The sequence below is a fragment of the Acidovorax sp. CF316 genome, from assembly GCF_000276605.1.
Taxonomy (GTDB): domain Bacteria; phylum Pseudomonadota; class Gammaproteobacteria; order Burkholderiales; family Burkholderiaceae_C; genus Acidovorax.
Genome location: NZ_AKJX01000177.1, coordinates 1 through 17,953 on the forward strand (window position 1 = coordinate 1; position 17,953 = coordinate 17,953).

Below are 17,953 nucleotides of genomic sequence, written 5' to 3' on the forward strand. Positions count from 1 at the left end.
TTTGGTGACTTTCTCTTGGCGGCCCAAGAGAAAGTTACTGCGCCGCCGGGCGCACATCCCGGCCTCCGCCCTCAAACCAAGCACGCCCGATCAAAGCGAAGCGACGCCCCCAATCACGCAATCACGCAATCACGCAATCACGCAATCAGAACTCGTAAGTAGCCGAAAGCCAAAGACGCCGCCCATCCTGGCTGTTCGTATAAAGATTCCGATAGTTCACCACCGCAGGCGACCCCGGCACCGTATACGGCGTGTACTCCACAAAATCCTTGTTGAACAGGTTGTAGACCGCCGCGTTGACCGTGAACTGCGGCGTGACCTGGTAACTGCCCCCCACATGGAACTGCGTGTACGCCTTGAAGTCCCCCAGTGCAGCCTTCGCAGCCCGCGTATCCGCCGTGGTCCCCGGATCCCGGAAACGCTCGCTGCGGTACTCCGCACGCAGCCACACATTCCACTGCTGCGAAGGCTCCCAGTTCAGCCGCGCGTTGAGCGCATGCTCGGGCGTGTCCATGAGCGGCTTGCCCACGTTGGGCCCGCTCTTTTGCTCGCTTTGGGTGTACGTGTAGTTGGCCGTGGCCGACCAGGCCTGGGCGATCGGGATGCGGGTGCTCAGTTCGAGCCCGCGCGTCACGGCCTCGTCGACGTTGATGGACTGGCCGAAGGCGTCCACGCGTGGCCAGTTGCCGAAGCTCACGCAGCCGGGGCGATTCGGCGCCACGCTGTAGCTGCAGTTGAGCAGGCCCGGGCCGCTGGTGATCTTGTCCTTGAAGTCGTTGTTGAACAGCATGGCGCTGGCCGCAAAACCGCTGGGGCTGTCGAAATACACGCCCAGCTCGGTGCTGCGGCTGGTCTCGGGTTTCAGGCCCGGGCTGCCTACCAGGGGAATCGTTCCCTGGCCGCCAAAGCCGTTGATGCCCAGCGCCAGCTGCTCCACGCGCGGGGTCTTGTAGCCATTGCTCACGCCACCCTTCACGGTCCACTGCGGGGCCGCGTTCCACACGCCATAGACGCGCGGGCTGACCTTGCCGCCGAAGATGCTGTGCTTGTCGTAGCGCGCACCCAGCGTGAGCTTGAAGTTCTGCAGCAGGCTCCATTCATCCTCGGCGAACACGGCCTTCTGTGTGAAGGCGAACGTGCCCGGGGCCACGCCGTCCTTCATCTCGGCGTCCCACCACTGGCCGCCCACGGTGGTCAGGTGGTTGCTGCCCCAGGGCAGCATGAGCTTGGTGTCCAGCACCTTGCTCTGTACCTCCAGCGCGCGTGCCGTGCCCTGCACCGCACCGGGGGTGCCGGGCGGGATGGTGCGGCCGATGGTCTCGGTGCGGTTGACCATGTAGCTCGTGTCCCAGGTACCGAAGCCATAGCGCCCGGTGTGGGCCAGCGTGAGCTGGTCGCGGTGGTACTTCTGCTCGGGGCCGTAGCCGCCCTGCACACCCAGCGTGCCCAGTTGGCCGCGCGAGTTGTCGTAGGTCTGGCGGCCGGTGTCCAGGTCGAGCGTGAGGTCGTGGTACTTGTTGGGCGTGAGCGCCAGGCGAGCGCCCAGGGTGTTGACCTCGGACTTGACCGGGTTGGCCCCCATGATGGGCACCACCTCGCTACCGGCCTGCGTCACATAGCGGATGTCCGATGCACCGCGGCGGAAGCTGCTGCCGCGCAGGGACAGGCCGAGCATATCTTCCTTGATCGGGCCGCTCAGGTAGAACTTGCCCAAGCGGGTGTCGCCGAAGTCCGACTCCTCCTGCAGCGTGTAGTCGGCCGATACGGAGCCGGCCCAGGTCTTGCCGACCTTGCGCGTGATGATGTTGACCACGCCGCCCATGGCGTCCGAGCCGTACAGCGTGGACATGGGGCCTCGGATGACCTCGATGCGCTCGATGGCCGACAGGGGCGGCATGAAGCTGGTCTGCGTGCCGCCGAAATCGTTCGGTGTGACGTTGCCGGCCGCGTTCTGGCGGCGCCCGTCGATCAGGATCAGCGTGTAGTCGCTGGGCATGCCGCGGATGCTGATGTTCAGCCCGCCCGACTTGTCCGTGGCCGTGCCGATGTCCACGCCCTCCACGTCCTCCAGCGCCTGCGCGATGCTGTTGAAGCGGCTTTGCTCCAACTGCTTGCGCGTGATCACGGTGATGGAGGCCGGCGCCTCCTTGATGTCCTGCTCGAAGCCGGAGGCAGAGACGACCACCTCGCGCAACTGGGCCGTGGCAGGCTCCTGGGCCATGGCAGTGCCCCCCGCACACACGGCGGCGACCAGCAGGGAAAGGGAAGAAAGACGCAGCGGGCACGCGGCGCCGGCAGGCATGCGGATGGGCATGAGAACAACACTCCAGGGAACAACGATGGAAATCGACGGAAAGGGTCCGTGCCACGCGCTCTGAAATGTTTTGTTCTGCGGCTCAACGACGCTCGACAGCGGCAAGCGCTGTCTGCGGTGTTGACTGTATCAATCAATAACAAAAATCATTGTCATTACCATTTGCACCCGATGGATTCGCAGGCATTTGCTGCTGCGCGTGTATACGCACGCACGCGGCGCGGGCCGGCCCTCAGTACACATCGCGCCGGTAACGCCCGCTGCGCACCAGCTCGGCCATGGGCACGGGCCCGAGCAGGCCGGCGAGCGCCATGTCCACGCCCTGCGCCATGCCCTGCAGGCTGCCGCAGACGTAGATGGCAGCCCCCTGCTCCTCGACCCATGCACGCACGGTGGCGGCATGCGCCTGCAGCAGGTCCTGCACATAGACCTTGTGGGCCGGGTCGTCGCGCGAAAAGGCCAGGTCCAGCCGCGTGAGAACCCCACTGGCCTGCCAGGCGAGCAGTTCGTCGCGAAACAGGAAATCGTGCGCCGCATTGCGCTCGCCGAACAGCAGCCAGTTGGGCCCTGCCCCAGCCTGTGCGCGGGCACGCAGGTGGCTGCGCAAGCCGGCGATGCCCGTGCCATTGCCCACCAGGATCAGCGGGCGCGCAGCGTTGTCTTCGAGCCGGAAATTGCGGTGCGCGCGCAGGCGCATCTGCACGGCCTCGCCCACGGGCGCGCCATGCGTCAACCAGTGCGATGCCAGGCCCGGCGTGCCATCGTCGCGCAGGGCCTGGCGCACCACCAGGTGCACGCGGCCATCGCTGGCGAGCGAGGCGATCGAGTACTCGCGCGGTTGCGCCATGTCGCCCGGTACGCAGACCTGCACCAGGTCGCCCGACTCCCAGGCCGCAACCTCGCCGGCCGGCGGTGCCAGTTCGACCAGGTGCACCGGTGCCCCGGCGCTGCCGGGATTGAGGTGGCTGCGCGCGGCCAGCGTCCATGGGCCAAAGGCCGTGGCCTCCCAGGCGGGCAGTTCGCTCAGGCTGGAGACCTGGGCCAGGTGGTGCTGCCAGGCCGTGAGGGCATCGGGATCGCCGTTGTCCATCTCCACGCACTCGAACAGCGGCACCGCGCCGCGTGCGCGCAGCCAGGCATCGAGCTGGCGGCCAAAGCCGCAGAAGTGCGCGTACTGGCGGTCGCCCAGGGCCAGCAGGCCGTACTGCAGCTGCGACAGATCGGCTGCGGCGCCCTCCTCCGAGCCCATGCAGGCCTGCTGGAACGCGGCGGCATTGTCGGGCGCATCGCCCTCGCCGTAGGTGCTGGCCAGGAACAGCGCACGCCGGCTGCGCGCCAGTAGGCCCGCATCGAGCTGGTCCAGCGTGCACAGGTGCACCGGCTCGCCGGCCGTGTGCAGCAGGCGCGCTGTCTCGCGCGCAAGCTCCTCGGCCTGGCCGGTCTGGCTGGCATAGACCACCAGCAGCGGTTGCACGCCTTCGCGCGCCGATGCCAGGGCCTGGGCCTGCGCGGCCTGGGCGCGGTGCCTGCGCCGCTCGCGCAGCCAGATGGCGGCACACATGGCGGCGTACAGCAGCACCAGGGCGGCGGCAGCGGCCAGCCGCACAGTGGGATCAGAAAAGTTCATTGAAATTCGGGAAAGCGCTCGCGCCAGGCCGGGGTCGCAGTCCACCGGGCCCCCTGGTCCGCGCGCTCGCACAGCAGCGCGGCCACGCCCTGCCCTGTGGCAAAGGCCAGGCCTTCGACCGGCCCCAGCACCGTGAGCACCGTGGCCAGGGCATCGGCGTGCATGCACTCGGGGTGCAGCACCGTCACGCTGGCCAGCGCATGGGCCACCGGCTCACCAGTGCGCGGATCGATGGTGTGCGAGTAGCGCCGCCCGCCATGCTCGAAGGCATGCCAGTGGTCGCCCGAGGTGGCGATCGCCATGTCCTTCAGCGGCAATGCCCGGGCCGGGTCTGCGGCCTCGCCTGCCACGGCCACGCGCCAGGGCTGTCCACCGGGCCGCGTGCCGCTGGCGCGCAGCTCGCCGCCCACCTCGGCCAGGAAATCGGTCCATCCCTGCGCTTGCAGGGCCTGCACCACCAGGTCCACCGAATAGCCCTTGGCAATGCCCGACAAGTCCAGCTGCAGGCCGCCAGGCTGCAGCGCCTGCATGGCATCGTCGCGCAGCACCAGGCCAGCGCCAGGCGGGCGCAGGGCCGCCAACTCCGGCACCAGAGGCATCGCCGCCGGTGCGCTGTGGTCGGCATGCGGATCGGGCCGCGGGCCAAAGCCCCAGCGGCTCACCAACGCCCCCACGCCCACGTCGAACGCGCCCCCACTGGCCGCCGCCCACTGCCGCGCAGCCTGCAGAACCAAGAAGAACTCGGGCGACAGCGTGTGCCAGCTGCCCGCCGGCGCGCGGTTGAAGCGCGAGACCTCGGAGTCTGGCTCCCAGCTGCTCATCTGCCGCACGACCAGCGCCAGTGCATCCTCGATGGCAGCGCGCACGGGCGCCAGCGGCGCGAACTGCGGGTTGCACAGGCGCACCGACCAGGTGGTGCCCATGGCCTCGCCGGCCAGGGTCTGCAAGGCCGTGGAATCGGCCGCGCGCACGGGTGCATGCGGCGCGGCATGGCCGGCACCGCCGAACGACACCCGGGCGGCAAGGGGCGCAGCGCCTGCGGCTGCGCGCCCGAACCCGGGGCCGTAGTGCACCTTGATGGTCATGCGCGCAGCAACCTCACCATCGACTGGTCAGGGCAGGACTTCGAGCGTACCCACGTACGACAGGCGGCGTTCCTTGGCCTGGGGCAGCGAGGTCTTGTCGTCCTTGGCGTCCGCGTCCACCCAGTACATGCCGGCGGCAGGCCAGGTCACGCTGAACTCGCCCTTGGCATCGGTGGTGGCCTTGATCTCGCCGACCTTGTCGCGGTAGCGCGTGGCACCCGCCACCAGCACCACTTCGAGGTTGGCCGCAGGCTTGCCGTCCACGTGGAAGGCGAAGGTGGCCTTCTCGCCCTTCACCAGGTCGTTGGGGTGCGTCACAGGCACCAGCTCCAGGCCCTGGCCCGTGGGCTTGATGGCGCTGGGCTTGCCGACCGTGATGAAGGTCTCGATGCGGCCGGCGGACTGCGTGACCTTGAGGTCCTGCGCGTCGGCCGGCACTTCGGCCGCGAACTTCTCGGCCGTGCCACGCCAGCGCTTGTTCTGGCCGGCCTTGTCCTTGTAGGTGGCGTTCAGGCCGCTGTTGACCACGGCCAGGTGGTAGGTACCGGGCTGCGTGAGGTTCAGGTCGAACACGCTGCGCAGCTTGCCGCGGTGCGCGTTCTCGGGCTTGATCGAGGAGCCATCGGGTGCCACCACCACGAGGTTGTCCAGGCCCAGCGGCACATGGTTGAAGAAGAACAGGTCGTTGGACACGGCGGCATCCACCGTGACCCACTCGGCCTTGGAGAGCACCGTGGTCGATGGCAGGAGCCAGACATTGTGGGCCTGGGCCGAGAAGGCACCGCACAGCAGGGCGAAGCAGGTGGCGATACGGGTCTTGAATTGCATGGAAGGTCTCCGGGTAGGGGGGGTAATGCGGTCAGGGCTTGAGGTCGAGGGTGACCTCGCCGAGCTCGCTGCTGCCCTTGGCACTCAGCTGCTGGGCCTTGGCGGCGGGCCAGGTGAAGGGGATCGTCACCAGTTCGCGGCCGCCGACCTCGCGCGAGGCCTCGACCACCAGCTTGTAGCTGCCGGCGGGCAGCGTGGCCAGTTGCTTGGTGCCTTCGTTGAAGGCCACCTGGTGCTTGCCCACGGGGCGCGTGGGGCTGGTCACGCCATCGATGGGCACGGCCAGGTCACGACCCGTGCGGCGCCACCACTGGCGCAGGTCCTTGAGCCACTTGGCGCCCTCGTCGTTCTTCATCTTCACGTCGTACCAGACGGCCAGGGTGGAGGCCACCGAGTTGTCGGCACGCTCGACCCACATCGCCACGTAGGGGCGGTGGTACTCGGCCACGTCCAGGAGCGGGATCTCCACGCCCACGCCCAGGCCGGCCGCGAAGGCCGGGGCCCCCAGGCAGGCGCCCAGCGCCATGCTGTAGCGCAGGTGCAAATGCTTCGTCACAGGCATTTTTCGTTTCTTTCGGTTCAGTGGATAAACAGGAGCGCCAGCACCACCGGTATCACCAGCCCCATGCCCACCATGGGCCAGGTGAAGGGGCGGTTGCCCGCGTGCATCTTGAGGATGAACAGGCCGGTGACGGTGAACACCAGGCAGGCGGCGGCGAAGATGTCGATGAACCAGCTCCAGGCAGCGCCCGTGTTGCGGCCCTTGTGCAGGTCGTTGAGGTAGGAGATCCAGCCGCGGTCGGTGCGCTCGTACTCGGCCTCGCCGTCGGCCAGGTTCACGCGCAGCCAGGCATCGCCGCCGGGGCGCGGCAGCGAGACATAGATCTCATCGGCCGACCATTCGGCCTCGCGCCCCGCCGCGTCCACCGACCACTGTGTGCGCGCCCAATCCTGCAGCGCGGCAGGCAGCGGCCCTCGGTCCTTGGGCGGTGGCGGTGCGGCCTTGAGCGTGGTGAGCAGCGCATCGGGCAACGTGGCCTGCTGGCTCACCACCCTGGGCTTGGCCTCGATCTGCCCGGCATGGTTGAGCGTGAAACCGGTCACCGCGAACAGCAGCATGCCGATGAGGCACATGGCCGAGCTGACCCAATGCCATTCGTGCAGCGTCTTGAGCCAGTATGACCGGCGCCGGTTGTCCTGTGGTTTGTTCATTCCTGGAGGGGTACGCGCGGATTGCCTTGCAAGAAGACGGGTGCGCCAGATGCGAAGCCGACATTCTAGTTTCAGAGAATGACAACCATTTGCATTTGCACAATCTTTACCTTGAGAAGTCAAGGGATTGGCTGGCCTCCATCTGACCTCACGGGCCGTCTTGGAATGAAGCAAAACAAGAATAGTTATCATTCCTATGCTTTTCACTTCCGGTCGCCACGCGGCGGACACCGCCGCTCTATCCCCATGTCCTTCCCGCACGCGCTGACCGACCTCTACGTACAGCACCACGGCTGGCTGCGCAGCTGGCTGCTGCGGCGCCTGGGCCATGCGGACGATGCGGCCGACTTCGCGCAGGACACCTACCTGCGCGTGATCGAGTCGCGCACCGTGCTGGCCGACATCCGCGAGCCGCGCGCCTTCCTGACCACCGTGGCCAAGCGCGTGGTGGCCAACCACCTGCGCCACCGCGAGATCGAGCGCGCCTACCTCGAAACGCTGGCCCACATGCCCCAGGCCCTGGCGCCCTCGCCCGAGGACCGCGCCATCGTGCTCGAGACGTTGCTGGAGATCGACGCCATCCTCGACGGCCTGCCGCCCAAGGTGCGCACCGCCTTCCTCTGGGCGCAGCTCGACGGCATGCCCTATGCCGAGATCGCCGAGCGCATGGGCGTCTCGCTCAGCTCGGTCAAACAGTACATGGCGCGCGCCATACGGCACTGCTACTTTCCAGGGGCGGGCGCATGAGCGCCCACCCGCCCTCGTCCACGGGCGCGACGCTGCCCGCCCCGGTGGTGGACGCGGCCGTGGAATGGCTGGTGCACCTGTGGTCCGGCACGGCCACGGCCGAGAGCCGGGCCGACTGGCAACGCTGGCGCGCCGCCCACCCGCAGCACGAGCAGGCCTGGCAGCAGATCGAGGCCACCGACACGCGCCTGCGCGGACGCAGCACGGCCGGCATGGTGACGGCCGCCACCGCTGTGAGCACGCTGGCCGGCCCCGCGTCGCCGCGCCGGCGCCATGCGCTGCGCGGCATCGGCGGCCTGGCCGCCGGGGGTATTGCCGCCTGGCTGGGCTACGAACAACTGCCCTGGCGCGGCTGGGGTGCCGACCTGCGCACGGCCCGGGGCGAGCAGCGCAGCACCACCCTGCCGGACGGCACGCGCATCGTGCTCAACACCGGCAGTGCGCTGGACGTGCGCTACACCGCGGGCCTGCGCCGCCTGCACCTGCGCGAGGGCGAGGTGCTCGTGACCACGGCGCACGACGGTGCCGCCCAACCGCCCCGCCCGTTCGTGGTGGACACGCCCGCTGGGCACATCCGCGCGCTGGGGACCCGCTTCACCGTGCGGCACGACGGTGGGGCCAGCGAGGTCGCCGTGTATGAAGGCGCAGTGGAGCTGAGCCCCCTGGACAGGCCGGACGCCACCGTGCGCGTCGATGCCGGCCAGTCGGCGCGGCTCACCCCCCGTGCCGCCACCGCACCCAGCGCGGGCCCGGTGGAACCCGCCTGGCCCGAAGGTGTACTGGTGGCCTCCGACATGCGGCTGGCGGACTTCGCGGCCGAATTGCAGCGCTACCGCGGCGGCATGGTCAGCGTGGCGCCCGAGGTGGCACACCTGCGCCTGTCGGGCGTGTTCCCGCTGGCGGACACGGACCGCATCCTGCAGTCACTGGCCCAGGTGCTGCCCGTCGAAGTGCGCATCCCCGTGCGCTACTGGGTGCGCATAGGCGCCCCGCCGCACGGCCGGGGTTGAGCCCGGCATCGGACGCTGCTTTTTTTTGCACCGGGTCTGTACCTTTCACGCGCTCGCGTGACAAGGGAGGGAATAGCGCATTTCTTTCCTCTCACCTTCCATCCGACCACCATGCCCACCGCACCCCGGCACCCCGCTGCCCGCCCGACCGCCTGCCCGACCCTCTTCACCCTGCGCCCCACGGCCGTGCTGGCGGCCACGCTGGCCAGCGCACTGCTCGCCAGCGTGGCCCTGCCCGCCCCTGCGCAGGCGCAGCAGCAGGCCGCGCAGGCCAACCGCAGCACCAGCTACGGCATCCCCGCCGGCCCGCTGGAGCCCGCGCTCACGGCCTTTGCCAAGGCCTCGGGGGTGCTGCTGGCCTACACGCCGGACCTGGTGCTGGGCCGCAGCAGCCCGGGCCTGCAGGGCAGCCACACACCGGCCCAGGCGCTGGCCGCCCTGCTGGTGGGCACCGGCCTGCAGGCCGTGGTGGCCGACAACGGCACCTACACCCTGCGCCGGGCCCCCATTCCCACCCCATCGCCGGGAACAGCCGGTGCAGCGGCACCCGCCGGCAGCGTCACCCTGTCCGAAGTGCGCGTGACGGCCGAGGCACCGCGCAGCGATGCCACCACCGAGGGCACAGGCAGCTACACCGCGCGCGGGCCCAGCGGCACCGCCACGGGCCTGGCACTCTCGCTGCGCGAAACACCGCAGTCCGTCAGCGTGATGACGCGCCAGCGCATGGACGACTTCCAGCTGGAAACGCTGACCGACGTGATGGAGCAGACGCCCGGCATCAGCACCTACCGCCAGGGCAACGCCACCGACTTCCAGGCGCGCGGCTCCAGCGTCAACCTGCAGACCGATGGCGTGCGCCAGCTCACCAGCGGCTGGTACTACTTCACCAGCACCATGTTCGCGCTGGACGACATGGCCGAGATCGACCGCGTCGAGGTGCTCAAGGGCTCCTCGGGCCTGGTCAACGGCTATGGCAGCGCGGGCGCCACCGTCAACATGGTGCGCAAGCGGCCCACGGCCGAGTTCCAGGCACACGTGGGCGCCAGCGCCGGCAGCTGGAACACCCTGCGCAGCGACGTCGACGTGAGTGGCCCGCTCAACGCCAGCGGCAGCCTGCGCGGGCGCATCGTGGCCTCGGCATCGGACGCCGATTCGTTCCGCGATCATGAGAAGAGCAACAGCCAGATGCTGTTCGGCGCGCTGGAGGCGGACATCGGGCCCCAGACCACCGTCAACGGCGGCTTCACCTTGCGCCGGCGCGAGCTGCGCGGCATGGGCAGCACCCAGCCCATCCAGCGCACCACCAGCACGGGCGAAGCAGTTGCCTGGTTGCCGCGCTCCTTCAACCCCGGCGCGCCCTGGGCCGGCTATGAGCAGGAATCGCTCAATGTCTTCGGCAGCGTGGAGCACCGCTTTGCCGCCGACTGGTCGGCCAAGCTGCAGTTCTCGCACCAGAGCGTGCAGATGGACGACATGCTGCTGGGCTACCTGTACGACCGCAACAGCATCGCCACCGCGCCCTACCAGGACATCGACAACCGCAACTGGACGGTGAACCTGGATGTGAAGGGCCCCATCGAGCTCTTCGGCCGCAAGCATGAGCTGCTGATGGGTGCGGGCACGGCGCGCTACCGCGGCGAAATGCAGACCAGCAACAGCGTGCGCGTGCCGCTCACCAGCCTGGGCCTGGCCTACGCCGATGGCGGCGCGCAGATTCCCACGCCCGACTGGAGCCGCTACACCTATGGCGCCAACCTGTTCTCGCGCAAGCAGCACTACGCCTATGCGGCAGGGCGCTTTCACCTGGCCGACCCGCTCAAGCTGATCACCGGCGTGCGCGTGACCGACTATGCGCAGCGCGACACCACGCCCTTCTGGTGGAACTACGACCTCAAGGAACACGGCGTGGTCACGCCCTATGCGGGCCTGGTGTTCGACGTGCAACCGAATGTCTCGCTGTACGGCAGCACCACCAACATCTTCGAGGCGCAGAGCGGCCAGGACGAGCAGGGCCGCGCCCTGCCGCCCGAGAAAGGCGTGACCTACGAAGTCGGCGCCAAGGGCGAGTTCTTCGACAAGCGCCTGAACGCCAGCATCAGCCACTTCTGGATGAAGACCGACAACACCGCAGAGGAAACCGGCAACCTCACCCCATCGGGCGACATGGCCTACCGCGCCGTGACAGGAGCCACGCGGCGCGGCTGGGAGGTCGAGCTTTCCGGCGAGATCGCCAAGGGCTGGCAAGCCCAGGGCAGCTACGTGACGCAAAGCAGCAGCCTGACCAGTGCCAGACAGCACCCCAAGCACCAGTTCAAGCTGGGCACCACCTACCGCCTGGGAGGCAGCGCGCTGCAGGGCCTGACGGTGGGCGCGGCCACGCGCTGGCAAAGCGAGACGTCCACCCGCAACGACGCCGCGGCGCTGTCGCAGAAGTCCTACTGGCTGGTGGACCTGATGGCCCGCTACCAGGTGAACCGCCACCTGAGCGTGGGCGCCAACATCAACAACCTGTTCGACAAGAAGTATCTCTCGGGCGTCACCAACTTCGGCAGCCTGCACTACACCTGGGGCGCGCCGCGCAGCTTCAACCTCAATATGCGCTACACGTTCTGAGGCAGCAGCGCACGGTGGCGGGCGCCGATCAGTCCATGGTCACGTGCGCGTTCTTCACCACCTGGGCCATGCGCGCCAGCTCGCTGCGCATGAAGGCGGCGGAGACCTCGGGCGTGCTGAGCCTGATCTCGTAGCCCTGGGCGACCAGCGCATCGCGCGCCTCGGGCATGGCCAGGGCATTCCTGAAGCCGGTGACCAGGCGTGCCACCTCGGCCTTGGGGATGCCGGCCGGCGCCACGGCGGCGATCCAGCCGTCGAGTTCGTAGCGCGGCAGACCTTGCTCGGCGATGGTGGGCACATCGGGCAGCGAGGGCACGCGCGTGGCCGTGCTCACGCCCAGGGCACGCAGCGTGCCGGCCTTGATGTGCGCGGCCGCCGGTGCCACCGCCACCACGCCGAGCTGCACCTGCCCCCCCAGGATGTCGTTCATCAGCGGGCCCATGCCCTTGTACGGGATGTGCTTGATATCGAGCTGCGCCTGCTCCACAAACATGGCTGCACCCAGGTGCAGGATGGTGCCATTGCCCGACGAGCCGTAGTTCAGCACGCCCGGCTTGGCCTTGGCCAGCGCGATCAGCTCCTTCACGTTCTTCGCCGGCACTGCCGGGTGCGCCACCAGCACGAAGGGCGTGGCGCCGATGATGGTGAGGGGCGTGATGTCCTCGATGGAGTCGAAGGGGATGTTCTTGTAGACGCTGGGGTTGACCACATGGTTGTTGGACACCACGCCGATCACCGAACCGTCCTTGGGCGCGCGCACCAGCTGCGTGGTGCCGGTGATGCCGCCAGCACCGGGCAGGTTCTCGATCACCACCGGCTGCCCCAGTGCCTTGGCCAGGCTGGTGCTGATGGCCCGGATGGCACCGTCCGCGCCCGAGCCGGCCGACAGCGGCAGGATGATGCGCAGGGGCTTATCGCCCAACTGGGCCAGCGCGAGGCCGGGGACCGCGAGGGTTGCAGCGCCCCAGGCCAGGGCGCGGCGGCGGGAGTGCGTGGGTGTCGATGGCATGGTCTTGTCTCCAGAAATGTGAGGACCACCCGGGACACGCAGACTGCCGCCGCGTTCAGGCCCGAGCGGGAGCGGGAAAAAATCAAGCCACGGCGGCGGCTTCCTGAAGGGCCTGCACCTGGGCCGGCGTGTAGCCCAGGCCGGCGAGCAGTTCGGCCGTGTGCTGGCCCAGCCGGGGTGGGTCGGCGCGTACCGGCAGGCGCTGGCCATCCAGGCGCAGCGGCAAGAGGGTCACGCGCGCCGTGCTGCCGGCACGCTCGCCGTCGGGCAGCGTGATGTCGGCCAGGCCGCCAGTCGCGTTCAGGTGCGGGTCGTCGAACAGCTGCTCGGGCCGCATGATGGGCGCGAACGGCAGGCCGTGGCGCTCGAAGATGGCCGACAGCTCCTCGGCCGTGTGCAGCGCCAGGCGCTGGCGCAGCTCGGGCAGCAGCGTGGCGCGGGCGCGCACGCGGTCGTTGTTGCTGGCCAGGCCGGCGTCGGTCTTGAGGTCGGCATAGCCCATGGCGTCGCAGAAGGTGGTCCACTGCGCATCGCTCACGGCGGCCAGGAATATCTGCCCGCCGTCCTTCACGCTGAACACGTCGTACACGGCCCACGAGGAAATGCGGTCGGGCATGGGCGCGGCGGGTTGGCCCGTGACGGCGTACTGCATCATGTGCTGGCCGACCAGGAAGACATTGTTCTCGAACAACGCCGAATCGACCTCCTGGCCGCGCCCCGTGGCCGCGCGCTGCATCAGTGCCGCCATGGCGCCGATGGCGCCGAACATGCCGCCCATGATGTCGTTGACGCTGGTGCCCGCGCGCAGCGGATCGCCCGGGCGCCCGGTCATGTAGGCCAGGCCACCCATCATCTGCACCACCTCGTCGAGGGCCGTGCGGTGCTCGTACGGTCCGGGCAGGAAGCCCGCGTGGTTCACGTAGACCAGGCGCTCGTTCAGGCGCGACAGCGCCGCGTAGTCCAGCCCGTACTTGGCCATCACGCCGGGCTTGAAGTTCTGCGCCACCACGTCGGCCGACGAGGCCAGGCGGATGGCCACCTCCAGCCCCTCGGGCGTGCGCAGGTCCAGCGCAATGCTCTTCTTGTTGCGGTTGAACATGGGGAAGAAGCCGGCACCGGCACCCAACAGGTGGCGCGTGCGGTCGCCATCCACCGGTTCGACCTTGATGACCTCGGCCCCCAGGTCGGCCAGCACCATGCCGCAGGTGGGGCCCATGACCATGTGGGTGAACTCCACCACGCGCAGGCCGGCCAGGGGCAATGCGGCAGGGGCGGATGAAGACGGGGAGGCGGCAGTGTGGTTCAGGGAAGCATTCATGGGGCAGGACGATAAACGGTTCAGGCCAGTGCGGGTGCCACCTGCGGCAAGTGACTGCGGGGCAACCCGGCCTGCCACAGCGTGCCGTGCAAGGTCTCGCCGGCGAGCCAGCCCGCCACCCGCTGGCGCAGGGCGAGCAGCGCGGCCACGTCGAGACCGGTGGCCACACCCATGCGTTCGAGCATGAAGGCCAGGTCTTCGGTGGTGACGTTGCCGCTGGCACCCGGCGCGTGCGGGCAGCCGCCGATGCCGGCCAGGCAGGCATCGAAGCGGGTGATGCCGGTCTGCCAGGCCGCATAGGCGTTGGCCAGGCCCATGCCGCGCGTGTCGTGGAAGTGCGCGCAGGCCAGGCGTTCGCCCACCAGGGCCCGGGCTTTCTCGAACAGGCGCCGCACGCCCGCCGGGTCGGCATAGCCCACGGTGTCGGCCAGGCTCACGCGGTCGGCACCGGCATCGAGCAGGGCCTGCAGGAGGCGCAGCACCTCGCTCTCGGCCACCTCGCCCTGCAGGGTGCAGCCAAAGGCCGTGCCCACGCCGCCTTCGATCAGGGTGCTGCTGCCCGCGGCGTCGCGTGCGGCGCGGATGCGCGCCACCTCGGCCACCACCTCGTCGGGCGTCTTGCGCAGGTTGGCCAGGCTGTGCGCATGGCTGGCCGACAGCGGCACCACCATCAGGTGGGCGCCGCACCCGATGGCACGCTCGGCCCCCCGAAGGTTGGGCACCAGCACCGAGGCCGTGAGGCCCGGCAGCGTGAGCGCATGCGCCAGCACCTCGGCCGTGTCGGCCAGCTGGGGCAAGAGGCGTGCGGGCACGAAGGAGCCGACCTCGATCTCGCGCTGGCCCGCGGCGTAGGCCGCATCCAGCCATTCGATCTTGTGCGCGGTGGAGACGATGGTGGCAATGCTCTGCAGGCCATCGCGCAGGCCGACCTCGCGGAGGATGGCGGTGGTGGGCTGGGGGTTCACGGTGTTTCTCGCGGTGGTCATGGGGTGGGTGAATTTTAAAAATTCCATGACGCCACATGAACTCAATTTAGGAACACCTAAAATTCCTGATCGGAATATCTGAATCCTGACCGCATGCGACCGCTCGACCTGCAAACGCTCAAACTCTTCGTGGCCGTCTGCGAGCACCGCAACATTGCGCGTGCGGCCGAGCAGGAGTCCATCGTCGGCTCGGCCGTGAGCAAGCGGCTGGCGCAACTCGAAGACACGGTGGGCACGCCGCTCTTGGTGCGCAAGCGCCACGGCATGGCGCCCACGCCCGCAGGCGAGACCCTGCTCGAGCATGCGCGCGCCATGCTCGCCAGCGTGGGCCGGATCGAGCGCGACATGGCCGCCTTTGCGACCGGCATCAAGGGCCATGTGCGCGTGCTGGCCACGGCCTCGGTGATGGCCGAGTCGCTGGCCGAAGACGTGGCCGCCTTTCTGCAGGACCCGGCGCACCGCGACATCCAGATCAGCATGGAGGAGCGCGTGAGCCCCGACGTGGTGCGCGGCATCCGCGAGGGCAGCGCCTCCATCGGCATCTGCTGGGACGCGGCCGACCTCACGGGCCTGGCCACCTGCAGCTACCGGCATGACCACCTGGCCATCGTGGCCCATGCCAGCCACCCGGTGGCGCAGCAGGCGAGCGTGCGCTTCGCCGACGTGCTGGGGCACGAATTCGTGAGCATGCCGGCGCTGAGCGCCGTGCAGCTGCTGCTGACCCGCGCCGCCGCCGTGGAGGGCAAGGCCCTGGCGCACCGGGTACAGGTCTCCAACTTCGACGCCGCGCTGCGCGTGGTGCGCGCCAACCTGGCTATCAGCGTGGTGCCGCGCGAGGTGGCAGCGCCCTTCGCCGAAACCGCGCCGGTGCGCATCGTCGACCTGTCCGATCCCTGGGCCGACCGGCGCTTTGCCCTGTGCTGGCGCGGGCCGGACGCCCTCACCCCGGCCGCCCGCCTGCTGGTGGACCACCTGGCGGCACGTGCTTAGGGGCTTGCCGGCCGGCGCGCGACCAGGGAGTACATCAGCGGCATGCGCGCCATGCCCGGCGGCATGCCCCAGCGCCGCCCGCCCAGGTCCTGCATGTCCTCGAAGGCGCACCAGCCGTTCATGTACGGGTATTCCTCCAGTGCCTCGATCCGCAGGCCCGCGCCCAGCAACGCCGCCACCACGCGGCCGATGCCCCAGGCGAACTCGTGGCTGGGGTGGGGGTTGGAGAAGGCCTCGGGCGCTCCCGACCCCTCCCCTTCGCGCGCCTGCTGGGTCTCGCCCACATAGTCGCCCACGCCGGCCTCGGGCACCGGCGCGTCGTTGAAGTAGTCGTAGCGGGGCCGCCATTGCGGGTCGAACACCAGGGCCGCGGGGTGGAATTCCACAAAGACGAAGCGCCCGCCCGGGCGCAGCGCCCCGGCAATGCCGCGCGCCCAGCGCGCCAGGTCCGACAGCCAGCAGATGGTGCCGTAGGAGCTGAACACGGTGTCGAAAGCCCCGCCCGGCCCTTGCGCAGCCGCCAGCCCGTCGAAGTAGTCGTACACATCCGAGCGCACGAACCCGGCGGCGATGCCGCTGGCCTCGGACAGCGCCCGTGCAAAGGCAATCGCCTCGTCCGAGATGTCCACGCCGGTCACCCGCGCGCCCAGGCGGGCGAGGCCCAGGCTGTCCTGCCCCGCATTGCACTGCAGGTGCAGCACGGCCTGGCCGTGCAGATCGCCCAGCAGCGCGATCTCCTCGGGGAACAGCGGCGAGCCGCCGGCCCGGAAAAACGCGGCCTGGTCGCCCTTGTGGCGGTTGTGGGCACGGGTGGCTGCGTTCCAGGACAACCGGTTGGCCTCGTGCAGGTGCTTGTATTCCATGGATTCCTCGCTAGGCGACATGCCCGACGGCCGGAATGCTACTCGTTCCGCCCCGCCGTGGCAGTGCCGCAACACTTCGCAAAAAAGGCCCCTGGTTAATGGGGTTTGCGTATATCAGTGCTGCATTCAGAGCTATTAAACTTGTAGCAAAATCGTTTCCAAGCTATATTCGCAGCGTCTTGCGGGCAGTGTCCGGCGGGCCGCCACTGTTTTCCATACACACCGCGCGAGGAGAAGCTTGCATGAGCTCCAAGGAAAATTTCGCCATCAACCAGCTGTTCGAGCGGCTGGAATGCCGCTATGCGCTGCGTGTGCTCTGGGCCCTGCGTGACGGACACCCCCAGACCTTCCGCCTGCTGCAAGACAGCGTGGGCGGCATCACCCCCAACACGCTCAACACCCGCATCAAGGAGCTGCGCGAGGCCGGCCTGGTCGACCACGGCAGCGACGGCTACACCGTCACCCCCTCGGGCACCGACCTGCTCAAGCGCCTGAGCGACGTGCAGGCCTTTGCCACGCGCTGGGTGGCCAGCCGGGTCAAGAAGCCTGCCGCGTAAAATCGGGCGCACCTTTCAACCGGCAGTGACCGATTGCGCCGCAACGGCCCCCTGCTCTCCCTCCACAAGCCAACAAGGATTTTCATGGCGCTCACCACCACCGCATCCGGCCTGCAGTACGAAGACACCACCGTGGGCGACGGCGCAGAAGCCACCAAGGGCCAGAACGTATCGGTGCACTACACCGGCTGGCTCTACAACAACGGCGAACAAGGCGCCAAGTTCGACTCCAGCCGCGACCGCAACGACCCCTTCGAGTTCTCGCTGGGTGCCGGCATGGTCATCAAGGGCTGGGACGAAGGCGTGCAGGGCATGAAGATCGGCGGCCAACGCACGCTGATCATCCCCGCAGCCCTGGGCTACGGTGCCCGCGGCGCTGGCGGCGTGATCCCGCCGAACGCCACGCTCAAGTTCGACGTGGAACTGCTCAAGGTCGGCCGCTGATTTCAGCGCCCCCTGGCAACAACGACAAAGCGGCCCACGGGCCGCTTTTTTCATGGCCGGGCGAAATGGACGTCAGTCAAACAGGGCCTTGTCCAGCCGCGCGAACTTGGCATCGCCCACAGCCTCGCGGATCTTGGGGGCCAGTGCGGCCAGGTCCGAAAAGCTGCCCACCCCCTCCACCGCCAGGTTCAGGCGAAAGCCCCGAAGGCCGAGGCCGGCCGTGAGCTCCGTCGCGATGGGATAGGCGTCCTTGTAGCGCTGCTGCTCGGAGCGCCCACTGCCCTGGATGGCCTCCATCGCCACCGTGGCCTCGAACGAGGTGCTGGACGCAGCGGCGGCAGCCGCGGCTG

At 68.9% G+C, this 17,953-nt stretch carries 16 protein-coding genes and 1 pseudogene; 6 read left to right on the top strand and 11 right to left on the bottom strand.

All coding sequences use genetic code 11. From position 1 onward, the window contains the following. Positions 1 to 145: 145 nt before the first annotated feature. The 6 genes from PMI14_RS22380 to PMI14_RS22405 all read right to left on the bottom strand — a co-directional run bounded on the left by PMI14_RS22380 (position 146) and on the right by PMI14_RS22405 (position 7,066). On the bottom strand, positions 146 to 2,314 hold the full coding sequence (locus PMI14_RS22380; protein ID WP_007857682.1) for a TonB-dependent receptor domain-containing protein: 2,169 nt from the start codon (positions 2,312 to 2,314) through the stop codon (positions 146 to 148). Between the two features lie 232 nt (positions 2,315 to 2,546). Further along, the gene (locus PMI14_RS22385) at positions 2,547 to 3,941 is read right to left on the bottom strand and encodes a sulfite reductase subunit alpha (RefSeq protein WP_007857683.1); all 1,395 of its coding nucleotides are present in this window, start codon (positions 3,939 to 3,941) and stop codon (positions 2,547 to 2,549) included. Continuing rightward, positions 3,938 to 5,026 (bottom strand): FAD:protein FMN transferase, encoded by a 1,089-nt coding sequence (locus PMI14_RS22390; RefSeq protein WP_007857684.1) that lies wholly within the window; start codon positions 5,024 to 5,026, stop codon positions 3,938 to 3,940. The genes PMI14_RS22385 and PMI14_RS22390 overlap by 4 nt, the downstream gene beginning before the upstream one ends. 27 nt (positions 5,027 to 5,053) lie before the next feature. Continuing rightward, on the bottom strand, positions 5,054 to 5,854 hold the full coding sequence (locus tag PMI14_RS22395) for a DUF4198 domain-containing protein (protein WP_007857685.1): 801 nt from the start codon (positions 5,852 to 5,854) through the stop codon (positions 5,054 to 5,056). Positions 5,855 to 5,885: 31 nt separating this feature from the next. Then, positions 5,886 to 6,416: a DUF2271 domain-containing protein gene (locus tag PMI14_RS22400; RefSeq protein ID WP_007857686.1), complete on the bottom strand. Its 531-nt coding sequence runs from the start codon at positions 6,414 to 6,416 to the stop codon at positions 5,886 to 5,888. A gap of 17 nt (positions 6,417 to 6,433) precedes the next feature. Further along, positions 6,434 to 7,066 carry a PepSY-associated TM helix domain-containing protein gene (locus PMI14_RS22405; protein ID WP_007857687.1) on the bottom strand — a complete coding sequence of 211 codons (633 nt, stop codon included), beginning with the start codon at positions 7,064 to 7,066 and terminating at the stop codon, positions 6,434 to 6,436. A gap of 246 nt (positions 7,067 to 7,312) precedes the next feature. On the opposite strand from PMI14_RS22405, the gene PMI14_RS22410 reads away from it, so the two are divergent. The 3 genes from PMI14_RS22410 to PMI14_RS22420 all read left to right on the top strand — a co-directional run bounded on the left by PMI14_RS22410 (position 7,313) and on the right by PMI14_RS22420 (position 11,436). Beyond that, complete coding sequence (locus PMI14_RS22410; protein ID WP_007857688.1) at positions 7,313 to 7,813, top strand: sigma-70 family RNA polymerase sigma factor; 501 nt, start codon at positions 7,313 to 7,315, stop codon at positions 7,811 to 7,813. After that, positions 7,810 to 8,823 (top strand): FecR domain-containing protein, encoded by a 1,014-nt coding sequence (locus PMI14_RS22415; RefSeq protein WP_007857689.1) that lies wholly within the window; start codon positions 7,810 to 7,812, stop codon positions 8,821 to 8,823. The genes PMI14_RS22410 and PMI14_RS22415 overlap by 4 nt, the downstream gene beginning before the upstream one ends. 111 nt (positions 8,824 to 8,934) lie before the next feature. Next, positions 8,935 to 11,436, top strand: a complete 2,502-nt coding sequence (locus PMI14_RS22420) for a TonB-dependent siderophore receptor (protein WP_007857690.1) — start codon at positions 8,935 to 8,937, stop codon at positions 11,434 to 11,436. 28 nt (positions 11,437 to 11,464) lie between these two features. On the opposite strand, the gene PMI14_RS22425 is transcribed toward PMI14_RS22420, so the two are convergent. The 3 genes from PMI14_RS22425 to PMI14_RS22435 all read right to left on the bottom strand — a co-directional run bounded on the left by PMI14_RS22425 (position 11,465) and on the right by PMI14_RS22435 (position 14,749). Further along, positions 11,465 to 12,445, bottom strand: coding sequence for a tripartite tricarboxylate transporter substrate binding protein (locus PMI14_RS22425; protein WP_007857691.1), 981 nt, complete (start codon positions 12,443 to 12,445; stop codon positions 11,465 to 11,467). Between the two features lie 82 nt (positions 12,446 to 12,527). Further along, positions 12,528 to 13,763: a CaiB/BaiF CoA-transferase family protein gene (locus PMI14_RS22430; RefSeq protein ID WP_007857692.1), complete on the bottom strand. Its 1,236-nt coding sequence runs from the start codon at positions 13,761 to 13,763 to the stop codon at positions 12,528 to 12,530. 20 nt (positions 13,764 to 13,783) lie between these two features. Further along, the gene (locus PMI14_RS22435; RefSeq protein WP_035205161.1) at positions 13,784 to 14,749 is read right to left on the bottom strand and encodes a hydroxymethylglutaryl-CoA lyase; all 966 of its coding nucleotides are present in this window, start codon (positions 14,747 to 14,749) and stop codon (positions 13,784 to 13,786) included. A gap of 93 nt (positions 14,750 to 14,842) precedes the next feature. On the opposite strand from PMI14_RS22435, the gene PMI14_RS22440 reads away from it, so the two are divergent. Beyond that, a complete protein-coding gene (locus PMI14_RS22440) occupies positions 14,843 to 15,739 on the top strand; it encodes a LysR family transcriptional regulator (protein ID WP_007857695.1) in 897 nt (298 codons plus the stop codon). Here PMI14_RS22440 and PMI14_RS22445 read toward each other — a convergent pair. After that, on the bottom strand, positions 15,736 to 16,602 hold the full coding sequence (locus tag PMI14_RS22445; RefSeq protein WP_007857696.1) for a bifunctional 2-polyprenyl-6-hydroxyphenol methylase/3-demethylubiquinol 3-O-methyltransferase UbiG: 867 nt from the start codon (positions 16,600 to 16,602) through the stop codon (positions 15,736 to 15,738). The two genes, PMI14_RS22440 and PMI14_RS22445, sit on opposite strands and share 4 nt — an antisense overlap. Positions 16,603 to 16,844: 242 nt before the next feature. Here PMI14_RS22445 and PMI14_RS22450 point away from each other — a divergent pair, with 242 nt between their 5' ends. Beyond that, the gene (locus PMI14_RS22450; RefSeq protein WP_007857697.1) at positions 16,845 to 17,159 is read left to right on the top strand and encodes a helix-turn-helix domain-containing protein; all 315 of its coding nucleotides are present in this window, start codon (positions 16,845 to 16,847) and stop codon (positions 17,157 to 17,159) included. An 84-nt stretch (positions 17,160 to 17,243) separates the two neighbouring features. Next, the gene (locus PMI14_RS22455) at positions 17,244 to 17,603 is read left to right on the top strand and encodes an FKBP-type peptidyl-prolyl cis-trans isomerase (protein ID WP_007857699.1); all 360 of its coding nucleotides are present in this window, start codon (positions 17,244 to 17,246) and stop codon (positions 17,601 to 17,603) included. A gap of 72 nt (positions 17,604 to 17,675) precedes the next feature. Here the strand turns inward: PMI14_RS22455 and PMI14_RS22460 are convergent. Further along, positions 17,676 to 17,953: pseudogene (locus PMI14_RS22460) on the bottom strand (hypothetical protein); the annotation flags it as partial.